Annotated in this window: 14 protein-coding genes; all 14 read right to left on the bottom strand. The window is 41.1% G+C overall.

Annotation, left to right across the window (positions count from 1 at the left end):
- Window positions 1–236: 236 nt before the first annotated feature.
- The 14 genes from N7548_RS01645 to N7548_RS01580 all read right to left on the bottom strand — a co-directional run bounded on the left by N7548_RS01645 (window position 237) and on the right by N7548_RS01580 (window position 22,535).
- Window positions 237–425, bottom strand: coding sequence for a DUF4250 domain-containing protein (locus tag N7548_RS01645; protein ID WP_263607655.1), 189 nt, complete (start codon window positions 423–425; stop codon window positions 237–239).
- A gap of 499 nt (window positions 426–924) precedes the next feature.
- Entirely contained in the window at window positions 925–2,388 is a 1,464-nt protein-coding gene (locus N7548_RS01640) for an ABC transporter substrate-binding protein (protein ID WP_263607654.1), read from the bottom strand.
- Window positions 2,389–2,399: 11 nt separating this feature from the next.
- Window positions 2,400–5,537, bottom strand: a complete 3,138-nt coding sequence (locus N7548_RS01635; protein WP_263607653.1) for an immunoglobulin-like domain-containing protein — start codon at window positions 5,535–5,537, stop codon at window positions 2,400–2,402.
- A gap of 38 nt (window positions 5,538–5,575) precedes the next feature.
- Window positions 5,576–6,553 (bottom strand): carbohydrate ABC transporter permease, encoded by a 978-nt coding sequence (locus tag N7548_RS01630; RefSeq protein WP_263607652.1) that lies wholly within the window; start codon window positions 6,551–6,553, stop codon window positions 5,576–5,578.
- Window positions 6,550–7,440: a carbohydrate ABC transporter permease gene (locus tag N7548_RS01625; RefSeq protein WP_263607651.1), complete on the bottom strand. Its 891-nt coding sequence runs from the start codon at window positions 7,438–7,440 to the stop codon at window positions 6,550–6,552. The genes N7548_RS01630 and N7548_RS01625 overlap by 4 nt, the downstream gene beginning before the upstream one ends.
- Window positions 7,440–9,695: a DUF5696 domain-containing protein gene (locus N7548_RS01620; protein ID WP_263607650.1), complete on the bottom strand. Its 2,256-nt coding sequence runs from the start codon at window positions 9,693–9,695 to the stop codon at window positions 7,440–7,442. The genes N7548_RS01625 and N7548_RS01620 overlap by 1 nt, the downstream gene beginning before the upstream one ends.
- Complete coding sequence (locus N7548_RS01615) at window positions 9,688–11,718, bottom strand: YIP1 family protein (protein ID WP_263607649.1); 2,031 nt, start codon at window positions 11,716–11,718, stop codon at window positions 9,688–9,690. Before N7548_RS01615 ends, N7548_RS01620 begins: the two co-directional genes overlap by 8 nt.
- The gene (locus N7548_RS01610) at window positions 11,718–12,587 is read right to left on the bottom strand and encodes a carbohydrate ABC transporter permease (protein WP_263607648.1); all 870 of its coding nucleotides are present in this window, start codon (window positions 12,585–12,587) and stop codon (window positions 11,718–11,720) included. Before N7548_RS01610 ends, N7548_RS01615 begins: the two co-directional genes overlap by 1 nt.
- A gap of 6 nt (window positions 12,588–12,593) precedes the next feature.
- Window positions 12,594–13,514, bottom strand: coding sequence for a carbohydrate ABC transporter permease (locus N7548_RS01605; RefSeq protein WP_263607647.1), 921 nt, complete (start codon window positions 13,512–13,514; stop codon window positions 12,594–12,596).
- Complete coding sequence (locus tag N7548_RS01600; protein WP_263607646.1) at window positions 13,507–16,485, bottom strand: extracellular solute-binding protein; 2,979 nt, start codon at window positions 16,483–16,485, stop codon at window positions 13,507–13,509. The genes N7548_RS01605 and N7548_RS01600 overlap by 8 nt, the downstream gene beginning before the upstream one ends.
- A 21-nt stretch (window positions 16,486–16,506) precedes the next feature.
- Complete coding sequence (locus tag N7548_RS01595; protein WP_263607645.1) at window positions 16,507–17,820, bottom strand: FAD-dependent oxidoreductase; 1,314 nt, start codon at window positions 17,818–17,820, stop codon at window positions 16,507–16,509.
- 11 nt (window positions 17,821–17,831) lie between these two features.
- Window positions 17,832–20,093 carry a golvesin C-terminal-like domain-containing protein gene (locus N7548_RS01590; protein ID WP_263607644.1) on the bottom strand — a complete coding sequence of 754 codons (2,262 nt, stop codon included), beginning with the start codon at window positions 20,091–20,093 and terminating at the stop codon, window positions 17,832–17,834.
- Window positions 20,090–21,424, bottom strand: coding sequence for an FAD-dependent oxidoreductase (locus tag N7548_RS01585; RefSeq protein ID WP_263607643.1), 1,335 nt, complete (start codon window positions 21,422–21,424; stop codon window positions 20,090–20,092). Before N7548_RS01585 ends, N7548_RS01590 begins: the two co-directional genes overlap by 4 nt.
- A 100-nt stretch (window positions 21,425–21,524) precedes the next feature.
- Window positions 21,525–22,535 carry a LacI family DNA-binding transcriptional regulator gene (locus N7548_RS01580; protein WP_263607642.1) on the bottom strand — a complete coding sequence of 337 codons (1,011 nt, stop codon included), beginning with the start codon at window positions 22,533–22,535 and terminating at the stop codon, window positions 21,525–21,527.
- Between the last annotated feature and the right edge of the window lie 370 nt (window positions 22,536–22,905).

Here is a 22,905-nt window from a genome sequence, read left to right as displayed (position 1 = left end):
TTTATAGTTGGTATTTTGACCTTTTTTATCAAATCTGGTTTTTAATCATTAAATATCCACGTTTTAAAGATTTATTTTCCAAGTTTTCGTGCCATTTATCCATTTAAAACTGTGTTTTACGTTTTTTTTATAAAATAACATTTAAATGAAAAAACTCATCCGTTGTGGATGAGTTTGGTGCTGGCTTATGCTTCTATAGGATATGTAAGATTTACACTTGAATATAGAAGGAGTCGTTATTTCAACCCTTTTTTGATTTGGTTTTGTTGTTCATCGTAGTGATAGTGGTGTTTAAGGAGGATGGCTTCAAGATCATTCAAGTGCACATCTAAATCTTCACATAAATCATAGAGTGTTGCGTAATCATTACGAAGTTTGGTATTGAGGATACTGATTAATAGTTCTGGTGCCATGGATAAATTCATAGGTCCCCTCCTGATGCATCAATTCAATGATATTATACCTAAAGCATCCTGGCTTCTCATGATTTATACATCAAATTTAAATAAAACTATGCGCGGCCTTTGGGCTAGTGTATTTGTAACATTTGCAATAACTAAATAGTAATTTCTCCAATACGTTTGGATTGTAATTATCGATGATTTTTTAAGTCATATTAGCTGTCAAGAAAGAAAACATCACCATATGATTTTGTATTTAATTCTGGCATGTCTAAATCTTCAGTGTTATTAAACTAGATGACATAACTCATGTTATGTTTAAAATTGTTTTTACCTTAAAAGGATTTTACGCTTGTTAATCTTACATCCTTAAAAGATTGTTTATTCATTAGATACTCTTATATATAATTAGACATTTCGGTTTGAATAATTCCTGAAAAGAAATACAAAAACGAGATGGCTTGATTTCCATCTCGTTTTATTCACCTATATGTCACCTTTTAAGAAACAAATAGGGAGGAAGCTATTCTTGTATATTTGGATAATTCTTATAGAGTTCAACTTTTGTAGTCACCATTTCATTGGCTTTGTTTTGCCAAACAGCCGCTACATCCGCAAACTGAATTAACCCATTCGCCACATCGGTTCTTCGGGATTCGGTTTGAACATAGGTATACCAGTTTTTAAATTCACTAAACCCAGCTAACCATTTTCCATAGTCCATCACAGCTTCACGATTTTCCAACAATGGATACATAATCATGTCAAAACCTTCCACATAAAATGTACTACTGGAATCGATGTACATCATTTCGATTTCATTCCAGACGGAATCAAAATCAGACACAGGGAATTTTCCGATGTGTTCATTTAATTCTTGATGAATTTTAATTCTTGCAAGATTACCTTCTTCTCCCCATGACATGAACTTCGCAAGCTCATAGGCTTCTTGTGGGTATTTGGTATCAGATGCAATCCCTAAAATACCAATCGCTGATGGTAGACGTTGTTCAGCACCTTCAGTGACGCCTTTCGGGAATGGTAGAAACATCAAATTTTGGTTGACTTGATTGATCATGTCGAAATTCCAAGAATAACTGGAGTATAACAATACCCTACCCTCTGAGAAGAACAAATCAGGTGAAGTTGAACCAAATTCCAATTGTGCACCACTTGGATTTTTCTTGATGTCGACTTTGATGCCTTCTTGGAATAATGAAATCTCTCTTTGGTAGTGATCAATGTAAATTTGATCTGTAAAGTGGAATCGTGTACCATCGAATGAGTTTAACCCCCAAGCCATGTTGTCCATGGCTGGCAATGTCCAAGAAAAGTTAAGGTTGTTCCAGTCACCGTCAATACCCCAATAGTAATTGTTGTTATAACGGGTTCTCGCTCTCGCGGTGAAATCTCTAGCCAATTGAATCATTTGTTCATAGTTCCAAATCTCGCCATTAGCGAAATCAAATCCATAGTCTTCCAGATCAAAGTTATTATCATCTAGTAAGTCTTTATTCACGAAAATACCTTGCATGACTTGTCCATTGCTCATGCCCAAACGAACATCGCCATACACACCAGCGCTCGCCGCGCCAGGGAGTACGCGTGCTGTGTCGGGGTCTGCATTCCATAGGTCTGCGAAATCATACATGAGTAGATTTTGGATGAGTGGATCAATTTTGATGACTTGAAAAACATCCGGTGTATCGCCGATCGCGGCTAACGAGACGAGTGATGCTGTAAAATTATCAGCAACACCGCTCATCTCTAAGACGTCTGATCTCAAGCGGACTTTAATGTTTGGGTTTAATTTTTCGAATTCGGCAATCAATAGGGCTTCTACTTCTTGATTTTCAAAGCTCGCATAATCAATCATGATGGTGTCTTTTGGCAAGTCATCATCTTCCTCTGTTGGTGTGTTATTACACGCTACCAAAAGGATGGAAAAACTGAATATTAAAATCCATAGTCCTAACTTTTTTATCATATGTTTTCTCACTATCTTACAACAACTCTTCTGGTTACTTGAACCGTATATCCATTGGAACCTGTCACACTATAAACCACAGAATACCAACCTTGCGCATAGTTGTCGCGACCAATTTGTGTATTGATAACTCGGCTTGGTTGTGGGGTAATGACGCCATTGGCTGTGTTGACGCTGTTGAATACCACTGTAACGGTTAATGGGGTGTTATCATTATCAAAACCAGTAACACCAGAAAGTGGATCAAAGGTGTCTCCAACCATGATTTCAATGTCGTTCGCACCAACGATTCTCGCATCGGTATCATTGAGTGATGCATCAAAATTAGGAACAACTAAGTTGTATAATTCAACGACTGCTCCAAATTTTCTAGCATTGTTTAAGCCCAGTGGACGAGAGGTTGTACCATTTTGGAAGTAAATCGCGAATCCGCCTGTAGGGATGCCGCCTGGTGTACCTTGAGGACCTAATAAACCTTCAAATGTATCAGCACCACCCTTAGTCCAGGTTGTCCATAAACCACCTGTATAAAGATCATAAGTTTTAAAGTTTGGCAATCCGGATAGATTGGTTGGGAATGCAGGATTACCTTGTTTGAGTGGGTTATTCACGTCAACTTGTTCACCAAATGCATCTCTAGTCAATACCACACGACCGTGTGCATCGACAATCACAAGTACACCAAATTCACCCATACCAAACAATTCAGTATAGATGGTTATAGAGTTACTTGGTTTACCATCAATGGCCGGACGATTGACATCAGCTTGGGTAATTGGGATAGCTACACCATCGATGGTGAAACCTGCGGATGCGACGGTAAGCACAACGGTTTTTTCAACCAACACGCCGTTGACACCTGTGGTTTGATAAACAAAGGTGTATGCGCCATCAGTGGTTGGTGCAAAGATACCATTCGAGATAACTGCGTCATACGATGAATCGTATTGCATTTCAATCGCCGTAATCGGTTGTCCGTTATAATCGACTGCCGTTGCGTTGGCATTCAAGTCAAATGTTTGTGATACGAATAAGTTTCTAGCTGCCCCTGACGTCAATGTTAGGGTTGCGTTTGGTACTTCTTTTACTTCAAAGGTCAATTCTAATGTGACTGTGTTGCCACTTTCACCAACAACTGTATAAACCAATGTATAGATACCGACCACAGAGGTATCGATCACATTATCGTGATAGATTTCGCTGGTAAGTACAATCAGATTGGTTAAATTGGTATTATCGTGATCGATGGCTTGAATGTGTTGCCAAGGATCAAATGCTTCGCCTTTGTACACAAATGCAACACGTGCATTGTCCACTTCAAAACGGGCATCGGCAGCCACTGTAATGGTTCTTGTGATCACCACTTCAGTGTTGTTACCACCGGTGACTGTATAAGTCAATTCATATTCGCCAGCCACTGCGGTATCCACAGTGCCAGTCAATGTGATTTGTGCGGTTAAATCGGTACCATCATAATCTGTTGCGGTAACGCCAGCCATTGGATCAAAGGTTTGTCCAACTGCTAAACTGACCGGCCCAATACCTTCAATCACTGCATCAACCATCGCTGGTAATACGGTGACACGACGGGTCACGCGAACGGTATAACCGTTTGCACCAGTCACTTCATAAACAACTGCATAATAGCCGTCAGCAAACCCTTCTGCTGTTTGGCTAAGTATGCCTTTGGCTGGTTTGGATAAATCGACGTTGTTGAATGCAACCGTCACAGTTAATGCAGCATCATTCGCATCTTTACCGGTAACACCAGCGAGCGGGTCAAAGGTTTCGTTGCTATAAATGGTGATATCATCTGCGCCTAAAATTTGCGCATCATTGGTTGGTGGATTAAAATTGGGAATGTCTAAGTTGATGACCTTGACCAATGCCCCATATTCTCTGGCATGTAACAAGCCTAACAATCGAATTGGGTGTGTGGTGCCTGTAAGGTTATCTCTTGAGAAGAATATTGCAAAACCACCGGTTGGAATACCCCCTGGTGTCCCTTGTGGACCCAAAAGTCCTTGGAAATTATCCGCAGCGACCCAACCATCGTTATTCGGTATACCTCTAATTTGGTCTGGTGTGCCTTGTTTAATTGGATTATTGAGATCATACTGTGTGCCATAGGCATCGCGAACTAAAATGATACGACCGTGATCATCGACGATAGCAATCACACCATATTCGCCTTTACCTTTGAGTTCAGTATAGATGAGGGTTGAATTCCAAGGTTTGCCATCGTTGTTGATGTTGGTTAATAATACAGGAATAAATTCGCCATCGATTTCAATCCCTTGTTTACGGACGATGATGGTTAGAATGGCTTCACTTTGGGCTTCATTTTTACCTGTTGCTTTAAAGGTAATTTGGTATGTACCCGCTTCAGTCGGTTTGAAGACGTTGTTCGTCACCATACCGGTTAAAGCTTCAGGAATAACGATTTCATCGATGGTTAAGGTTTCATTATCGTAGTCTTTCGCTGTCGCAACGATCGATAAATCCAATTCAAAACCAGCCGATAAATAGAACACTGTCGGTTCATCTTTGGCTGTTCCTGTGAATGTGATCACCGCATCCGTTAATCCATAAACGATTAACTGAATCACTACGGTAATCGTTTTACCAGATTGCCCGGTAACGCTATAGGTGATGTCGTATACGCCTTCAACTGTGGTATCTGCTTCCCCATCGGTGATGATGCTTGAAGAGACCACTAAAGCGGCTGTTAAGTCTGTGCCATCCACATCACTGGCCGAAACGCCTTCGAGCGGATCGAATGGTGTCCCCACCATGATGGATGTTGGTAATAGTTCAGGTCCGCTGATTGAAGCATTACCCACAACGGTAATGATTCGAGAAGCAGACACTTCTATCCCACTTTCACCTGTAACTTTATATGTGATATTGTAGGTGCCAGCGCGATTCACGTTTACAACACCTTCAACTGTGATAAGACTTGTCAGATCACTGCCATCGTGATCAGCTGCACTAACCCCTTGCAGACGATTAAATTCGTCGCCAAGTGCCATTGTGACATCCGAAACACCTGAAATGGTTGCGTCTGCAATCACGGTGTTCGGTGGTTGACAAGCTGCTAATGATATTGCAAATACCATTAGAAATAAAACCAATACTGTCTTTTTCATGCTTTTCTCCTTTTACTATATTTAAAGGCTGTTAACCTTTACTCCCCAGAAATACCTGTTCTATCGATGCTTTCAACGAAGAACTTTTGAAACACAAAATAAATCACTAACAATGGTAATACGGTCAAGAGTGTCCCAGCCAAAATGAGTGGCTCATTTAGGTTGGTGGTTTGAATTTGTTGTTGATCAATCAAGGTTGCAAATGTGTTTTCGAACCTAGATAATTTTAAAGGTAACGTGGTCCATTTAGACCCTGTTAAGAAATACGATGCCCGATAATAATCGTTCCAATACCAAACAAAATTGAATAGAAATACGATGATGATGGGTTGTTTGGATAGTTTTACCCCAATGTGCCAAAAGACACTGAGCTCATTGGCACCATCCATATAAGCGGATTCATCCAATGATTTGGGAATCATCGAGAAGAAACTATAAAATATGAGGATGAATACGGCCGCATTTAAACCTTGGCCGGTGGCTGCTGGGAGGATATAACTCCAAAGCGTACCTAAAATTTTCAGTTGGTTATTAAAATAGACAAACTGTGGTAACAATATGACCTGTTGAGGAATAATGAAACCCACAATGACACAAACCAGCCACACTTTTTTCAATGGGAAATTGAATCTCGCAAACCCATAGCCAATCAATCCAGTAGCGATGGTGGCTGTAATGCTCGGTACCCCGACAACGAGGATGGTTTGATACAGCGCATTCATTTCAAACAATTCCATGAATGCGGTGGGTAGCCCCAAAACAACCAGGGCTGTTTGATAATTCTCAAGTGATAATTTGTTGGGTATCCAAATGACTGACGCATCCAATAAATCGTTAATATCCTTGAATGACGTCGATACCATGTATAAGATTGGGTACAAGAATATGAATCCAATGATGGTGAGCAAGGTATAAATCGTGGATTTCGCAAGTATCGATGTCATCAATCGTTTATTCTTTAGGATGCTTGACAGTCGTTGAATGCTTTTAGAAAAATCGATCCGTTGATGGGTCATGTTCTCACCTGCCTTGAAACACGTTTTTTCCTGAAAATACTTAGATTTAAATTCAAAATGCCCAGGAAGCCCATCAGTAATACCATGGTCACGGTGAAATATATCCAAGAAAATGCGTTGGCTAAACCATACTGTGTGAGTTTTCGCTGATCAATGATCAGCATGATCTCGTTGCTTGAAAACACACTGATATTAACAATTGAAAAGACAATGATAATGTTGATGAGGGGTTTGATGGAAGGTAAGGTGATTTTCCAAAAAGATTCCCATATCGATGCCCCATCAATCGAAGCGGCTTCATAAATGGCTTTATCGATTTTTTGTAAGCCTGCAATCACAATGATGACTGGTACCCCAGTAAACCACATGATGAGGACAATTTTGGAAAATAGGGCTGCGATGCCATCGGCTAGTAGTACGGGTAAATTATTTTGTAATAGCCCGATAAAACCATTGGTATCCAAACTTGGAATGGTCATCGCGCCTTCCCCGGATATTTTTGTCAGTACCGGTCCCGATGAAATGATGACTGGTAAGAAATAGATTGTACGGAAAATCCCTCTCAATTTGATTTTTTGATTGAGCAATAGCCCAATGACAATCGAAAATACAACAATGGCTGGAATGGTAATCAAGGTATTTGATATGTATTTCCAGAGGGCTTCAATAAAGTAGATATAAGTGAATGCGTTTTGAAAGTTTGTAAATCCTAAATCTTTGATGATTTCTAACCCCGATGACGATATGCGGACATCTTTGGTTGAAAAGACCATGGATTGGACAATCGGGTAGAGGGTAAATACAAAGAAGCCTAAAACCCAAATGCCGATAAATACATATCCGAACAGCCACTCTCTGTGGCGTCTATTGAGTGTTAACTTTCTCATCATACACCACCTACGACATAGCTTTTCGCTTGGATGACTTGGCTTTGATATACAAAATCATCATCGGTATAATTAACAATGAAATAGATGCCATTGTCATACGTGGTTTTCGTAATGCCAACCTCGAGTACTTCTTTCGCAACCACAGTCTTACCCGCCACCAAATCGAGTGCTTGACTCACGGTGTTAAAGGTGGAAACAATGTCATTTTCCCAAGTACTAAATTGGGTTGAATAATACCGATTGGCCTGTGTAAACTTCAGTTTATGGGTGGCCTCATGTGTCACCAAATAGGATGGGTAAATGCCATAATCAATCAGCATTAGGGTTTGTTCAATCCCCATCGCGAAGAAGTTTTGTAAAGGTGCATACAAATCAACATACCCACGCAACACAATCTGTAAAAACGGAATGGTGTCATCGTAGAATGTATATTGAGCATGGTACATTGGGACATCAAAATAAGCCCCTAGTGATTGAAATAAATACGCATTGGGTTGATACAACCCGACTTTCCCATAACTCGATAAGGCTTCCTGATACAAACCCACCGACGTGCTACGATCATAGTAGCGGTTAGATTTGTAATAGGAAAAGAGGGTGTTGGTGCCATCGAGTGCGAGTTGACTGCCACTCGATTGGTAAAATGCCTGGTCTTTAGTCATGAGTTTCTTCGTTGTCGTTGGGTAAAGGTAATATTCTTTATTGTAGACAATCGAACGGATATCTTGACTCATGATTCGGCGGTAAACGCCTCTTGCGTAATCGTCGCGCTCATTGACACGACTGGAATAATCATAGGTTTTTGTATAATCGCTATATAAATAGCTATCGATGTGATTGTCTTGTAAATAATTCACTAAAGAATGATAGGATTGGTTAGACCCTAGTCGATTTTCAAAGTCCATATTGTAAGGCATTTGACCGGATAACCCTGCCGCATTCCAGCCTTTCAATATGACCATCATATCGACACCCGCTGATTGCAAGGACTTTATGATGTTTTGTGTTTGATTGAATGTCGTCATGGGTATGGTATTCATACCAAACAAACCCCGTTCGGAATCACTTTGTAGCACTTCAAGACGAATTTGCGTATGGTCGCTCGATTGTTGACTAAGCACACCACGATCGACCAGATAATTTTGATAAGCCTTGGCTAACCCCACATAATCGCTACTGTCTGGTTCAACAAATAGATAGCGTAAGGTTAAATCACTGGAAAAGCGACCTTCAATGATGGTTGGAATCCCGTCCCCTTTTAGGTTGGTCGGAAACACGAAGGTTTCTCTCAATATGAATTGCGCTCCGGTAAGGTTATAGTTGAGTCCGTTCGCGCCGGATGGAGACATCACGAAATTGGCATGAGCATCCCCTGATTCAACAATGCCCAAAAAGGCATGTTGATGAATCCCATGTGTCATCCCAAAGATGGGGAGGGTCATTTGATTGAGTGGGTTGGTATTGGTATCGATTTTGATCCCATAATCCGCCCCATAATACCTTGATAAATACGATACGGCTTGTTTACCTGTATTGTCTTTAAAACGATACAGTGCACCAGGGCCGTCTGGAATCAGCATGTAACCTGGGGTTTCGTCGTTTAAAGTAGAACCAAAATTTGGAAATATATGGATGCTATATAATAAATTTTGACCTTCAATGATGGACGTATTGGGTATGTTTGTTACCAAAGTCCCCGCCGTCAGATACACCTCCAAATCGAAACGAATGTTCAATCGGGTATAATTCACCGATAGTTTGATGCCTTTCGTGATGGGGGTAGTAACGATGGATACATTCGAGAGCACTTCTCTTCGAGTGGTTGTAGATAAACTCTCGGTTTGAACATTATAAGGGAAATACTCGATGTAAAATGGTGCGCTGAGTAACCCTCTCATGGTTGAATTGAGGTTTTCGGTTTCAACCTTAGGGGCATAGGAGTACCACAAATAACCGGTATCTTTGTTTCTAACCATAAAGCGATGGTTCTCTGCTTCATAGTAGAGTTCTAATAGTCCATCGGTTGAAATCAAATCAAAAGCAGCGTCGATGGTTGAATCAAACGTGTGCTGTACGATGGTTTCTTTTTGGGCATATCGATTCGATTCGAATAAAGTGTTTCCAAAAAAGGTGCTCGGACGTGTTTGTTGATACAGTGCTTCTCTTTTTTGGAGTTCAACCCCATAAATAATACTGGATAAAGAGATGATGAGGATCATCACTAGAATACTTGCTTTAGCGAATTTAACCACGTAAAATCACCTCTCTTGTTATTTCTATGATGAAGTTCCATAATTGATTGGCCAACCCAGTTAATAACGTAAAGCCCACCACCATCATGACGATGGTAAAGGCTGTAATAAGGATGATTTTGATGGTCTCTAATACGCCATAATTGTGGATATCTTTGATCATAAAGAACATCAAAATGCTGGACCATAAAATCAATATCGACATTGATGCTTCGTATATGAAGGCTTCATTCAGTGTGAGGTATCTGGAAATAATCACGACGATAGGCCAAAACAGCATGAGTGGTGCTAAAGCAAAGATGGTGGCTTTATAGACATCTTTGAAACGGCCTTCACCATTGGAAACCGCACAAACCAAGTAATTGGCAATAATGAATAAAACGATCGGTCCCATAAAAGCAATGAACTCATTGGCCAATGAGAAGGTTGCCAACTCATGGGTATTGAAGGCACCACCTTCATAAAAGATGGCGAACAAACGTTCTAGAAACAACACCCCATAAAGCACAGTAGCGCTGAGGATGCCAATACGATCATATCGTTTGATTTCTTGAAACCCATCGAGGGGTTTTTTTAACATGTGTTTTAAGAAAGCCAAATCATAAAACAACTTCACTTTATATATTTTTCGTTGATAAACCGCCCATTTGGTGGCTACCTGTTCTGCGAATGTAAACTTATAAACCATGAACACACTGTAGGCTACCATCGCGCCGATGAAAATCCATGAGAGATGATCCATCAGCCACGCATTTCTGATTTCCCAGTAAGCGTCACTGTAGCCTTGTTTATAACCAGCCAGTGCATAAGCATCGAGTGCTTCTTCATACATTTCAGCTTTGTAATAGGCGTGTCCGATGCCTTTGTAGGCTAAGTCAAACATCGCATTCACCGATAGCACTTCTTCCCAAGGGGCTTTGCTATCTAAGTAAAAGCCTTTTTGATACAAATCAACGGCTTCGTGAACGATGTTGGAAAAAGCGGTTGGCATGAATACTTGAAGTTCATTTTTAGCGCGGTCTAATACATATAAGTTGTATTGGTCATCGACAACAATGCCAACCGGGGTATTAAACAAGCCCCGTTGATAGGTTCTTGAATCCTTCCCACCAAACATAAACAACAAATTGCCTTCTTGGTCGTATTCTCGAATAAACCCATCGTCAGATACGGTATAAATGTTACCAATCGGACCAATCGCAATCGCATTCGAGAATGCCGAATCATTCAGGTTTCTTGGCAAACGATTGATCCCTGAAATGTTCAATCGCTTGATTGAGTTCCCGTTGGTACCTCGGGTAACGGTGTATACACGATTTTGAGGGTCGATGGCGATGTTTGACATCGTTTGTGGGGTAATTTTGATGAAATTATTGACCACATCATCGCTTAAAATCATTTTAAAGATGACTGCCCTTAAATCGACCTTGACCGGGTTCGCGCCAAAGAAGCCTAAAAAATTCCCGACATGATCCAATTGAATGATGCCTTGATAAGACCCTTCAGACACAATGTAAAGATTGCCACCCACATCGCCATCAATTTTATACGGACGGTAAGGGGTGTTTTGTCCAAACATCGGTGCCGTTGGTTTTTCTATGGTTTGAATGAGTGTCCCTAATGCATCAAACACATAGACCAGTGAGGCTTCAAAATCTGCCACATAAACCGATAAATTATCATCTACATAAACCCCTGTTGGTCGTTTTAGAATGCCTAAACCGATTTCTTCAACCGAGGTTAAGTTTTTTTCTACTTTTAAAATGCGTTTATTGCCGGTGTCGGCAATATACATATAATCGCCTTTCAACAAGATGTCTTCTGGACCGTTTAATGTATACCCTAAAAATGAAGTATAGGTATTATACGGAATGTAGGCATCTTGTGTTGGAATCATTCGACGTTTGTAATCCTCAGCAAACGTTTGATAAGGTACCCCATTGGCCGATTCATTGGCTTTTAATGGGGTGAGTAATAACGCGGTATGAGCGAGTATCAGTAACAATAACCAGATTTTTTTCATTACTTGATACCTGAGTGTGCCATCGTATCCATCACTTTATTTTGAATCAAAATGAAGAATATGATGTTTGGCAAGAACATGATTAAGGAGGCGGCAGCGCTCATGCCTGCGCCGGCGACACCAGAACCACTGGTGATGGTGCTTAAAAAGAACGAAATGGTTTTATTGGAATCGTTGGTAATATACAGCTGTGAGGTGACTTCGTTATTCCAAAAGGTTTGGAATGCTAAAATCGCCACAGTCGCTAGGGCTGGTTTGATGATGGGGATGACCACATGCCAAAAGATTTGGTATTCAGTCGCCCCATCGATTTTAGCAGCTTCTAAAAGCGCATCGGGGACTTGGTCAACAAATTGTTTGACTAAGAACAATCCAACAGGCATCGCTAATAGTGGTAATATATGTGCCCAAAACGTATCGTATAACCCGATATTGACAATGATGAGGAAACGCGGGATTGTTACTGCAACCGATACGAACATTAAGGCATATTGATTGATTACGAATAATGGTTTCTTGATTTTAAACTTCAATTTAGATAACCCATACGCCGCCATCGATGTGATGAGAATGGTGAGCGTTACCCCAACCGATGACACTACAATGCTATTAAAAATGTATCTTGAAAACGGAATACCCGATTGGGATGTTTGTCTGAATAAATTGACAAAATTATTCAGTGTTGGGTTGATGACGAAAAATCGTGGCGGATAAGCAAACAACTCATCCATGGGTTTGAATGCCGTAGAGACGATGTAAATGATTGGCAACATCATCACGATGGCGAGCGGCACCAAATAAATCAAAAATTTAATTTGACTGTAGTGGAAGCTTTGTGGATTAATTTTTGTTTGATTAAATGAAGCCATACAAAGTTACTCCTTTTCGGTCAAATATGTTTTCGCAACCTTTGAGATGAGCGCTACAAGGATGAGCAGAATCACAGACAGTGCTGCTGCATAACCCATTTCGAAGCGTATAAAGCCAAAATCTTCGATGTGATTCAATATCAACTGACCGGCATTTTGTGGGGTTGGGTTTGAACCCGATAATTGAACCCCAATCGCGCCAGCTTGAAAAGTCGACACAATCATCATGACAGCCCCAAACAGCATTTGTGGCTTCATGAGTGGAATGGTGATGAAAAATATTTCTTGGAATTTGTTGCTGATGCCATCCATATAGGCGGCTTCAAATATTTCTTTATCCACGTTTAAAATCCCGGATAACATGGCTAGGAAACCAACCCCCATGGATCCCCAAAGCGACACGATGATCATGATGTTCATCAAGTGCTGAGGTGATTGTAACCACTGGACAGGTTCTGCGATTAAATTCATTTGAAGCATAAAGTGGTTCAAATACCCGGCTTGATCCCCTGAAAATACGGCACTCCAGACCACGACCATCGCTACCCCCATGGTCATCGAAGGTGAATAAAATATGATGGCCAAGACAGTTCTTAATTTGTGTGGTAGTTGGGCTAAGCTCCAAGCGAGAATAAAGGATAATAGATAACCACCAGGGCCGACAATGAGTGCAAACTTAATGGTGTTTGGCAAGATAACCTGCATGAAGGTATTGTCGGTAGTCACGATGTCGACATAATTTTTTAACCCAGACATGGTTGGGAATTCAATCGTATTAAAATATGTGAACGATAATAAAACGGCAGCCAATACGGCGATGATAATGAATATGGAAAATAAGACATAATACGGACCGACAAAGACCAACGCTGAAAGTTTATCCGAATGCGCTATTTTATAGCCTAGACTGTATCTTGGTTTATCCATCGGAATCACGTTCCTTTAACCATGCGTCAATGGTGGATAGGGTTGGGATTGGATACGTTTTAACGATAACCCCATTTTGAACATAACCGAATTCGGCCATCTTCCTTTCAAGTTCACGATTGGCATTTTTAATCGCTTCATCGACGGTACTGCGTAAGTTTTGATCACTAATGACAATCTTGTTCCAAGCATTACTAATCTCTCTTTCGAGATAGTAACCCCCCGGCACATTGGGTGCCGATACGGCCCAATTGAGTTGTTCAAGAATCACTGATTTATGATTGATGTCAATCGGCAAGGATGCCAGTGCGTCTAGATTGGATGAAAACCACATGTATTCTTTACCAAACATTTTTTGAATGTCGTTGGAGAATTGGGTTTGAATTTCAGTCGAGTGCCACCAACTTAAAAAGTCAAATGCCATCTCTTTTTTATCAGAACTCTTGAAGATCATGGTCGCTGAGGTGGGTGCGCTAGAATAGCGTAAAACCTCATTGGTCACAGGGTCTACCACGCCTGGATACAGCGCGATGTTCCAGTTACCTTTGATTTCAGGGGCCGCAATCATGAGTTGTAAGTATGTGGATGAATTCGATATGCCAATCGGCAATAAACCATATCTAAAGTTATTATAAAAATTGGCTGTGGCGATTGGTAAATCATGAATCGTAAACAGTTCAGTCATTAAGCGCATCGCTTCTATACCAGCTGTGCTATCGATGTCGGTGTAAATGCCATTTGCTTGGTACAGATTCGCTTGATTCTGATAATAGAATGGCGCGGTAATCTGCATCGATTTATAGGCATTAGAAGAAGATAGTGGGACATAATAGTTCATGCCCATGCGTCTAAGCTGTGGCATCAACGCCGTCACTTCTTGCCACGTATCTGGAATATCACTTTCGATGATGGAGAATATATCGGTTCGATAATACGTGACGTAGAAATCTTGGGTTTCTGGTAAACCATACACCCCATCTTCATAGACATAAGGTATCATCGACCCTTTCGCAAAATGACTGACCAATGCTTCATACCCTTCAAAGATGCGCAGATCTTGGGCAGCGTTACGAATGGCGAAATTATAAGGCGTTTCACTCGATACCCCCATCGCGACATCGGGTTCGATGTTCGCTGCGTTGGATAGTATGAGTTTGGTTGGGTTTGGCATCAAGGATAAATTCACGTGTATGCCAGATTCTCTGGTATAGAGTTCGTCGATCATTTTTTGCATCAAGTCGATGTTGGCACGTGGGCGATTGACCCACACATCAATGGTTTTTTCTGGGTCAGATGACACGACATAATCTTGATTAAACGATAAAAAGAACAGTTGTGTTGCGTGGATGGTATTCTCGAAAAAATTGGCTCTAGGTCTTGGGAGACGTTGATCTCCAGATAGGTATATCTTTTCCAACCCCAAAGGTTGTTCAGATAATCTCAGTAAGATGTCGCCTAAGTACTGTGCGACCGATTTCGACCCTTCAGACAACAAAGTCATTTGATTGGGAATTTGATTCGGCTTTTGTGCCAATGTTCTGAGTTGACGATAAGCCAACTTTAAGTTGAGTAATTCTGCAGATGCTTTGCTTCGATGATTGATTGAATGGCCATAACGATAGGCAGATTCCAATTCATCGGCCCAAAGGTTTAAATCTGATGATATATCAGGAATGAATGAAACCAAATCCCAATCGCGATAGGCATCGGTGTTCCCACCGGTGAGCTGTTGTATTTCAATCGACAGTTGAGTGATTTCTTTCATGACCGTCTCAATCGTTTCTAAGATGGGTTTATAGGGTTCAATGGTGGCTGTCAATGATAAGTTATTGACGCCTTCATTGAAGTAAAACCAATAGGGTTGTTCATTGCCTAACGTCACATTTTTCCAATCTTGTGCATAAGGGAATCCAAACGCAGTCATCTCTTCAAAAGGGATTTCTCCATTGATCTTGATGGTTCTAAAACTGGATATATTGACCAAACGGTATTGAATGTATTTAAAACTGATTTGATACAACCCTGCTTTTGGTACAGTGACGTCCCAGGAGACACTTCTGCCCGCTTCATCCCACGTGTACGCATCGATGGCGTTCAAGTGGGATGTCTTTAAAGCGGTTGGTGTAGAAGCTTTCTTTTTGTCCGCGAACAGTTTGATGGAGGGATCAGACTTTTCCTTTAAAAATTCAGCTTCTAATTGAATCAGTGCCTGGTATTTTTCTACGTTTGAATAGGCTTCAATATACTCATCATAGGTACTTAAGGTTGATTTGTTTAATAGGGTCATATTACCCAATAGAACGCCATCATTTCTTGACTCAATCACAATAATGTGAGTCCCTGAGCTTAAATAGAATTCGAGTGGTGATGCAGTGTAAAATGACGCGTCGTAAAACCCATCATGAAGCCATATTTCAGCGTTTTCAGAACGCGGTTGAACGTCATTATTGTATCGGTCTTTTTGGAATAGATATTCGGCTTGGAAACCGTTATGACTCATCTCCACATCGGGTTGCCAAACAATCGGCAATGTCAATTGACGTGCTTCATAAAATGGGTATTCTCCATCGATTGTCAGTCCAAATTTAGGGCTGAATAACTCTGTACCGATATACATATAATCGACATAGATTTGATAGAGTGCGGCTGAGTTTACGGTGATTTCAATACGGATGGTATTCATGCGGTTCAATTCAATCACAGGTGAACCATACCCTCTGGCATTGGCGCTGTTTAAGAGATTCGCGCCAGTTAAATCAAATTCAGCGGGGGTAATTTCAATGGTAGGGGATGGACTGCTAAGGTCGTATGTTTGACGATAGGTACTGTATTTGTTCTCAGTCCATTGATTGGTTGTAAACCCGTCGTATTGTTCTAATGGTTGTACTTCATCTTTGACAAGCAGTGCACGCGCGATGAAAAATCCTACCAATAAGATGGAAACGATGGTAATTTTTTTGATGGTTTTCAACTCAACCCCTCCTTTGTATGTTTATTTGATATAGACGCCTTCTTCAAGTAGTCTTTTTCTTAAGTGTTGTACATCGATTTTACGAACATCGTTGCCAGTTTTGGTGGCATGAGCCGCAGCCATACCAGCCGCTTCGCCCATCGCTAAACAGACAGGCATGACACGTACCGATCCTTGAACCATTCTTTCACAAGAAATGCTTCTACCGGCTACCAAGACGTTATTCAACGTTTTCGGAATCAACGAACGGTATGGAATCCCGTGAGATTCGCCTTTACCATAGCGTTGTAGTTTGCCTTTGGCTTCTGCTGCGTGGATCGAATCATGAACATCGATGAAGTACGCATTTCGACACACTTCATCTTCAAACGTTTTACGTTCAAAATAGTCATCGACCGTTAGTTTGTAATCTCCAACGATACGTCTGGTTTCACGGATGCCTAATAGAGGCCCTGTCATCACCAAATGTGCATTGCCATAGGCTTCAGGCGCATATTCTCTAAGTGCTAATCTGAATTCTTCAGCCATCTTACGGCCTAACAATAAGCCTTTAGTGATGGTTTCTGGTTTGGTGTTGTCCATTTTAGAAATATGGCCTGCATTGAATCCCACGGTACCAGGACCCACAATGGTGCCAATCACGTGACCGTCAGGAATCAGTGGGTACTTTTTCTCTGCTAAAATTTTGTGGACAATGGATTTAGGGTTATCGGCGTGCAATCTACCAACGCTTTGATACCCCAACATATCGACATTGCTGAAAATGAAACAAAGGGTGGCTGGTTGAAGGTGTGTGTCATCTGTACCGTCACCTTTTTCAAACGGTGCCCCTGCGAATGTGGCTAAATCGGCATCGCCTGTCGTATCGACAAATACTTTGGCTTGATACGCGGTGAGTCCCGATTTATTGGAAGCAATCAACGTGGTTAAATTCCCGTTTTCAACTTCAACATCGGATACAAATGTATTGAAGATGATGTCAGCGCCACTGTTGATGACCAAATCGTCATACACGCGTTTTAAGCGTTCTTGGTCAATCGCTACCCAGTCAACGGCGTCTGGTTTGATGTGTTTCATGCCTCGTTTGGTTTCTTCAAAGACTTTTTCTGCTAAGCCTTTATAAACGATTTGTTCTTTATCCGAAAACGGGGTCCAAGCAGGTACTAGAGCAGAGGTGCCCATACCACCTAGACTGGAAGTGGCTTCAATCAATAGTGTTTTAGCCCCTTCTCTCGCGGCTGATGCGGCTGCGGTACATCCCGCTGGACCACCACCGACCACAATGACGTCATACGCTTGATTCAATGGGATTTGTTTTGTTTTTAATGTATACATGGCTATCTCCTTTAATTTTTGGGTAAAAATGCGATCGCGGTTGTTCTCACTACTTTGGTTCCATCGATCATTTTCACAACGGTCACGTATTCTAAACCATCGGCATTGAAGCTGTATTCGCCTAGGCTAACCCAACCTTCAGATGTGGTGGTCACACCCAAGATAATGGTTTCTTTAGCCCCGTTGGCGTAATAGATATTGATTTCAATTTGGTTATCATCGGTCTGACCTAAGCCTTCCGATAGGTTGTAATAAAATACTTCATACTTGCCTGGTTCGAGGTCCGGTGTAAAGGTGGCGTAATTGCCTAAGACCCTGGTGAATCGGGTAAGGAATCCATCATAAAAACGGTTAGTACTGCTTGAGAAGGTACCGGTTTCGACATAGCCAATCTCACTCTTGATGGATACGATTTGAACCCCGGGTTGTTCTTCTAAAATGAATGGGTCCCCAGATACTTGGAATGGGAAGGAATATGATGAGATGTGTGTGTCGTTTTCAACGTACACAAACAATCGATAATTCCCTGGAAATTCCGGAATGGTCATGGTCACATTGTTTTTTGCATTATCTTCTACGAAGGTGAAACTTGGTTGTGGGCTAGGGTCTGTATTGACACTGAGCCCTACATCCTTTCTGACTTCGTAAGTATACTTGATGTTGCCAGATTCATTTAAGGTAGTGACTTGAATATTAGCTGTACCGCTTTCTAAGATGACGTTTTGAAGACTGGTTTGATTGTTGATCTTCACTTCATCAATTTGTAGGGTAGGGATACGCTCTGTTTCAAAGAAACCGGCTTTAACCCCTTCAAATGCAGCGGTGCGTTTACCATTTAGAATGATGCCGTACCAGGTGTGTGTGACTCTAAAACTGCCGGTATCTTTAAATACATAGGATCCGACGACACCTTCATCGCGTTTACCATAAATGTATTGTTGATAACGTTCATAATACAGGTCTGCTTTATCGATGGATTTGGGTTCAATGATGGCGCCCCAAGATGTTTTTAGTTTGGTTTCCATCGGTTGATTCAACGCATATTCGGTAATGAGGTAAGGGCCTTTCCAACCTAAAATATTGTTGGCGACATTGCCGATGGCACTATAGGTATTAATCCCAATCATATCGATATGTGGTGCGAATCGTCTAATCGAACCAATTTTAAGCGGGGATGACCCGGCTAAAACTGCCATCGTTGGGTGATAAGGATCCGATTCATGGATGTATTTCGCTATTTGATTCATCGCGTCATAGATGGCTCTCATGTTGAGTGAAGTCGAAATGTCGACTTCATTCCCAACTGCCCATCCTAAGACTGCTGGGTGTTTTTTGTATTTTTCTACTTCTAAAATCAATTTTTGATATTGTTGTTCCACTTTATCTGGGTTGTTCGCGTAGGTGAAACTACCCGATTCATGATTCATCCATAATCCAATGACGACTTTGATGCCTAGTTCATGGGCACGATCGAGCAATGCACCATCCTGTAAAGCATCGGTGGAATAGGTTCTAACTGAGTTTCCACCGGCTTCAGCGATGAGTTCTAGTTCATCGATGCCATTGACACCTTTGACGAAGAATTCTTCGCCATTGACCGATAGTCTCAGTTTTTGATCATGGGTTTTCAAAATGTTGGTAACCGATGAGGGTTCATAAGGTTCAATCAACACTGGTTTGGTTTCGGTTTGTAGGACGTCATTCTCACTGGACAGTTCGAACATCATCGCATCCACCAAAACGTATTGATTTTCTACCGGTAGTATTTGGACTTTGTTATTTTTACCCGTAGTTAGGTAATATGTACCCACCATGACCCAATAGCCTGCATTGATGGTTTGATTGACAGCCTTGGTATCATCGACATTCGCACCACCCTCATAAGTCACCACCAGTGGGACTTGATCATAGGCTTGTTCAAATTCAGGGAAGTTGATGTAGATTTTATAATACCCAGCTGTTTCAATATTCGGTGTGAAGGTGGCTTCAAATGCCGTCCCTTTTTCAGATGAAATGAAATTCGCACCAATCGCTGTACTGCCAGCGTTGTATTTATAAGTACTGGCTTGTTTAAACATCAATTCTTGATTGGTATTATCAATGATGATACGTTCATCTTCATAGACAGATGCCATTCTGGTGTCTAAGGATGGTTCTGGAGAATCTTCGAGCGGTGTCGGTTCTGGGATGGGTTTGGTTGGATTGTTTTGGCATCCCCACAGGACTGTTGTAAAAGTGATGAGCATAATCCACAGGGTTATTTTATTAATCATATCAAATACGCTCCTTCTTCGATGAGTCGTTGTCTAATCTTTTGGACATCGACGTTACGAACTTCACCGTTGTGGTGGATGGCTAGTCCCGCAGCTACCCCTGCCGCTTCGCCCATGACTAAAGCCACCGGCATGACACGTACTGAGCCTTGAACTATGCGTTCGACTGAAATGGAACGACCAGCGACCAATACGTTTTTAAAATCTTTAGGGATTAAACAGCGGTATGGAATCCCATGAGATTCGCCTTTACCATAGTGTTTGACGAGTCTCATACGATCGTAATAGGCTTTTCTTTCTGGGTCTTCATCTTCTTTGGGGTGATGGATGTCTAAGAAATAACTGTTTCGACAAATCTCATCTTCAAAACTTTTTCTTTCGGCGTAATCTTCAACCGTCAGTACGTAGTCTCCAACAATACGACGAGATTCTCGAATGCCCATCAGTGTGGCTGTTGAAGCTAGGAAAGCATTTGAGAACGCGGATGGGTAGTACTTCTTTAAGCCATCGCGTAATTGGGCTGCGATTTTTCGACCTGTCATATACGCTTTTGAATTGCTTTCAGGTAGGGTATTATCGACACCTTTGATGTGTCCGGCATTAAATCCCACAGTATCCGGACCCAACAATTTCGCACAGATGTGTGCATCTTCAATTAAATCAAAGGCTTCATCGTCTTTGATTTTATAAGCGGGGCTATTCTTATTGGCTTTATTTAACCAAGGTCCATTTTCAAAGCCGTATGTATCGACATTGCTTAAGATGAAACAATGGGTAGCCGATTGTAATTCACCGTCCCAATCGTCACCTTTCATAAACGCACCCCCAGCGAACGCGACTAAGTCAGCATCCCCCGTGGTATCAATGTATGTTTTTGCTTGATAGGCGGTTAGTCCCGCTTTATTGCTTAGAATGATTGACTCAACAACATCTTCATGGGTATCCACAGCTGCCAACTGTGTGTTGAATAATACGGAGACCCCATATTGAATCATCAAATCATCATAAACAACCTTGAGATGTTCTGGATTGATGGCAACCCAATCCAACACATCTTTTTTAAGGTGTGGTAACCCTTGATTCGATAGGTGGAAGATTTTTTCTGCCAACCCACGATAAATCATTTTTTCTCGGTCCGAGAATGGACACCATGAGGTGACTAAACCAGTGGTGCTCATCCCACCGAGGGCTGAGGTCGCTTCTACCAATAAAGTTTTAGCACCTTCACGGCTTGATGCGAGTGCTGCAGTAATACCGGCAGGACCGCCACCAACCACAATCACATCAAAATTGGTGTTGAGGGTTAATCGTCTACTAAAGTTTTTTTCCATGAATTTATGCCTCGTTTCTCGATTAGAAAATCGATTTTCTTATAAATGCATAATAATACTTACGGGCATTTAGGTCGTACCTAAACGGAGGTAAGTATCGTTATGTTGTCTGTCTTTTGATTAGCTCAACCGGGATCCGTGTGATGGCGGTGTGGTTGGGTTTGTTGTTTTCAATCATGTCGAGTAACACTTCAGCGGCGACTTTTCCGATTTCTTTTGTATTTTGTCTAATGGTTGTTAAACTTGGTCTGGCCATGCTCGCAAAAATTATGTCATCATACCCGATGACTGCAATATCTTCAGGCACACGTAACCCTTTCGCAACTATCGCCTGAATCGCACCGAAGGCGAGGATGTCTGACCCAACCAATAATAAATCGGGTTTTTCTTCGTTTCGATCGAGCAGGATGGTGGCGGCTTCATAGCCACTATTGAAACCGAAGCCTTTGGATGAAATAACTATTTTTTCATCAAACGGGATGTTTTTTTCTTTGAGTACTTCTTTGTATACATTGAATCGATATAATAAGTGGGTTGCTGTTAACGGACCCGTAATCATACCAATGCGTTTTTTGCCCAATTCTAAGGCGTGATTAATCGACAACTCAATGCCTTGTCGATTATCACTGATGATGGTGTGTAGATGTTCTTTAACAATATCGGTGGAAACGCATGGGATATCGCTATTAACCAGTTCAATGACTTCAGGGTTATATGGGGAACCCACGACAATCAATACGCCATCGACTTTTTTATTTTTACACCAGTTTAAATAGGACATATGGTTATCCCCAATTTGTCTAACGATAAAACTGATATCATAGCCTTCTCTTTCGACACTGTCTTTAAAGGTTTGTAAAATGTTTGAAAACAATGGGTGTTCTAGTCCAATTTTGGATTCTTCGGTATATATCACACCGATGGTCCAGCTTTTGCGCGATTTTAAGACGCGTGCAGACGCGTTGGGCACATACCCAATGTCTTTGATATAAGCCAATACCTTTAATCTTAAGTCATCGGAAAAATTACCTGTATGTCTCAATATTTTAGATACAGTGCTGGGTGCCACCCCTAAGTTTTTTGCAATAGTATATACGGTTACTTTTTCCACAAGACGACCTCAATAAAAGATTAGAAAATCGATTTTCTCATTTCTATTATAACCGATGTGTAACCGGTTGTAAAGAAGAAATTTAAGCGCTTACAAAGTTGAATTGTCATAGATAAATCTATGATTATAGGTGTGTCTGGTTTTTATCACAGTCAATAACTATGTCAATCCCTGCCAATTAGATGTTTTTAACTATTTTATTAGAGGTGTATCATTGGCTAGACTGATTTCTTTGTGGCTGTTATAAAAGTTGGGTGTTAGTGATTGTTTTCATAACATCTTTTTTCGCATTTATATTTTAATTTTTAACTCTATTTTTTGTAAATATATATAATAAAACAATGGATTAACACACCGAATTTTGTAACGC

The organism is Paracholeplasma manati (assembly GCF_025742995.1).
In the GTDB taxonomy this organism is placed as follows: Bacteria; Bacillota_I; Bacilli_A; order Acholeplasmatales; family UBA5453; genus Paracholeplasma; species Paracholeplasma manati.
The sequence above is the reverse complement of the archived record's forward strand: the minus strand, read 5'-3'. Positions and strand labels throughout refer to the sequence as shown.

Excerpts from the sequence above, each read along its gene's own strand:
- N7548_RS01645 (WP_263607655.1), bottom strand. The coding sequence starts at position 425 with ATGAATTTATCCATGGCACCAGAACTATTAATCAGTATCCTCAATACC.
- N7548_RS01640 (WP_263607654.1), bottom strand. The coding sequence starts at position 2,388 with ATGATAAAAAAGTTAGGACTATGGATTTTAATATTCAGTTTTTCCATC.
- N7548_RS01635 (WP_263607653.1), bottom strand. The coding sequence starts at position 5,537 with ATGAAAAAGACAGTATTGGTTTTATTTCTAATGGTATTTGCAATATCA.
- N7548_RS01630 (WP_263607652.1), bottom strand. The coding sequence starts at position 6,553 with ATGACCCATCAACGGATCGATTTTTCTAAAAGCATTCAACGACTGTCA.
- N7548_RS01625 (WP_263607651.1), bottom strand. The coding sequence starts at position 7,440 with ATGAGAAAGTTAACACTCAATAGACGCCACAGAGAGTGGCTGTTCGGA.
- N7548_RS01615 (WP_263607649.1), bottom strand. The coding sequence starts at position 11,718 with ATGAAAAAAATCTGGTTATTGTTACTGATACTCGCTCATACCGCGTTA.
- N7548_RS01610 (WP_263607648.1), bottom strand. The coding sequence starts at position 12,587 with ATGGCTTCATTTAATCAAACAAAAATTAATCCACAAAGCTTCCACTAC.
- N7548_RS01605 (WP_263607647.1), bottom strand. The coding sequence starts at position 13,514 with ATGGATAAACCAAGATACAGTCTAGGCTATAAAATAGCGCATTCGGAT.
- N7548_RS01595 (WP_263607645.1), bottom strand. The coding sequence starts at position 17,820 with ATGTATACATTAAAAACAAAACAAATCCCATTGAATCAAGCGTATGAC.
- N7548_RS01590 (WP_263607644.1), bottom strand. The coding sequence starts at position 20,093 with ATGATTAATAAAATAACCCTGTGGATTATGCTCATCACTTTTACAACA.
- N7548_RS01585 (WP_263607643.1), bottom strand. The coding sequence starts at position 21,424 with ATGGAAAAAAACTTTAGTAGACGATTAACCCTCAACACCAATTTTGAT.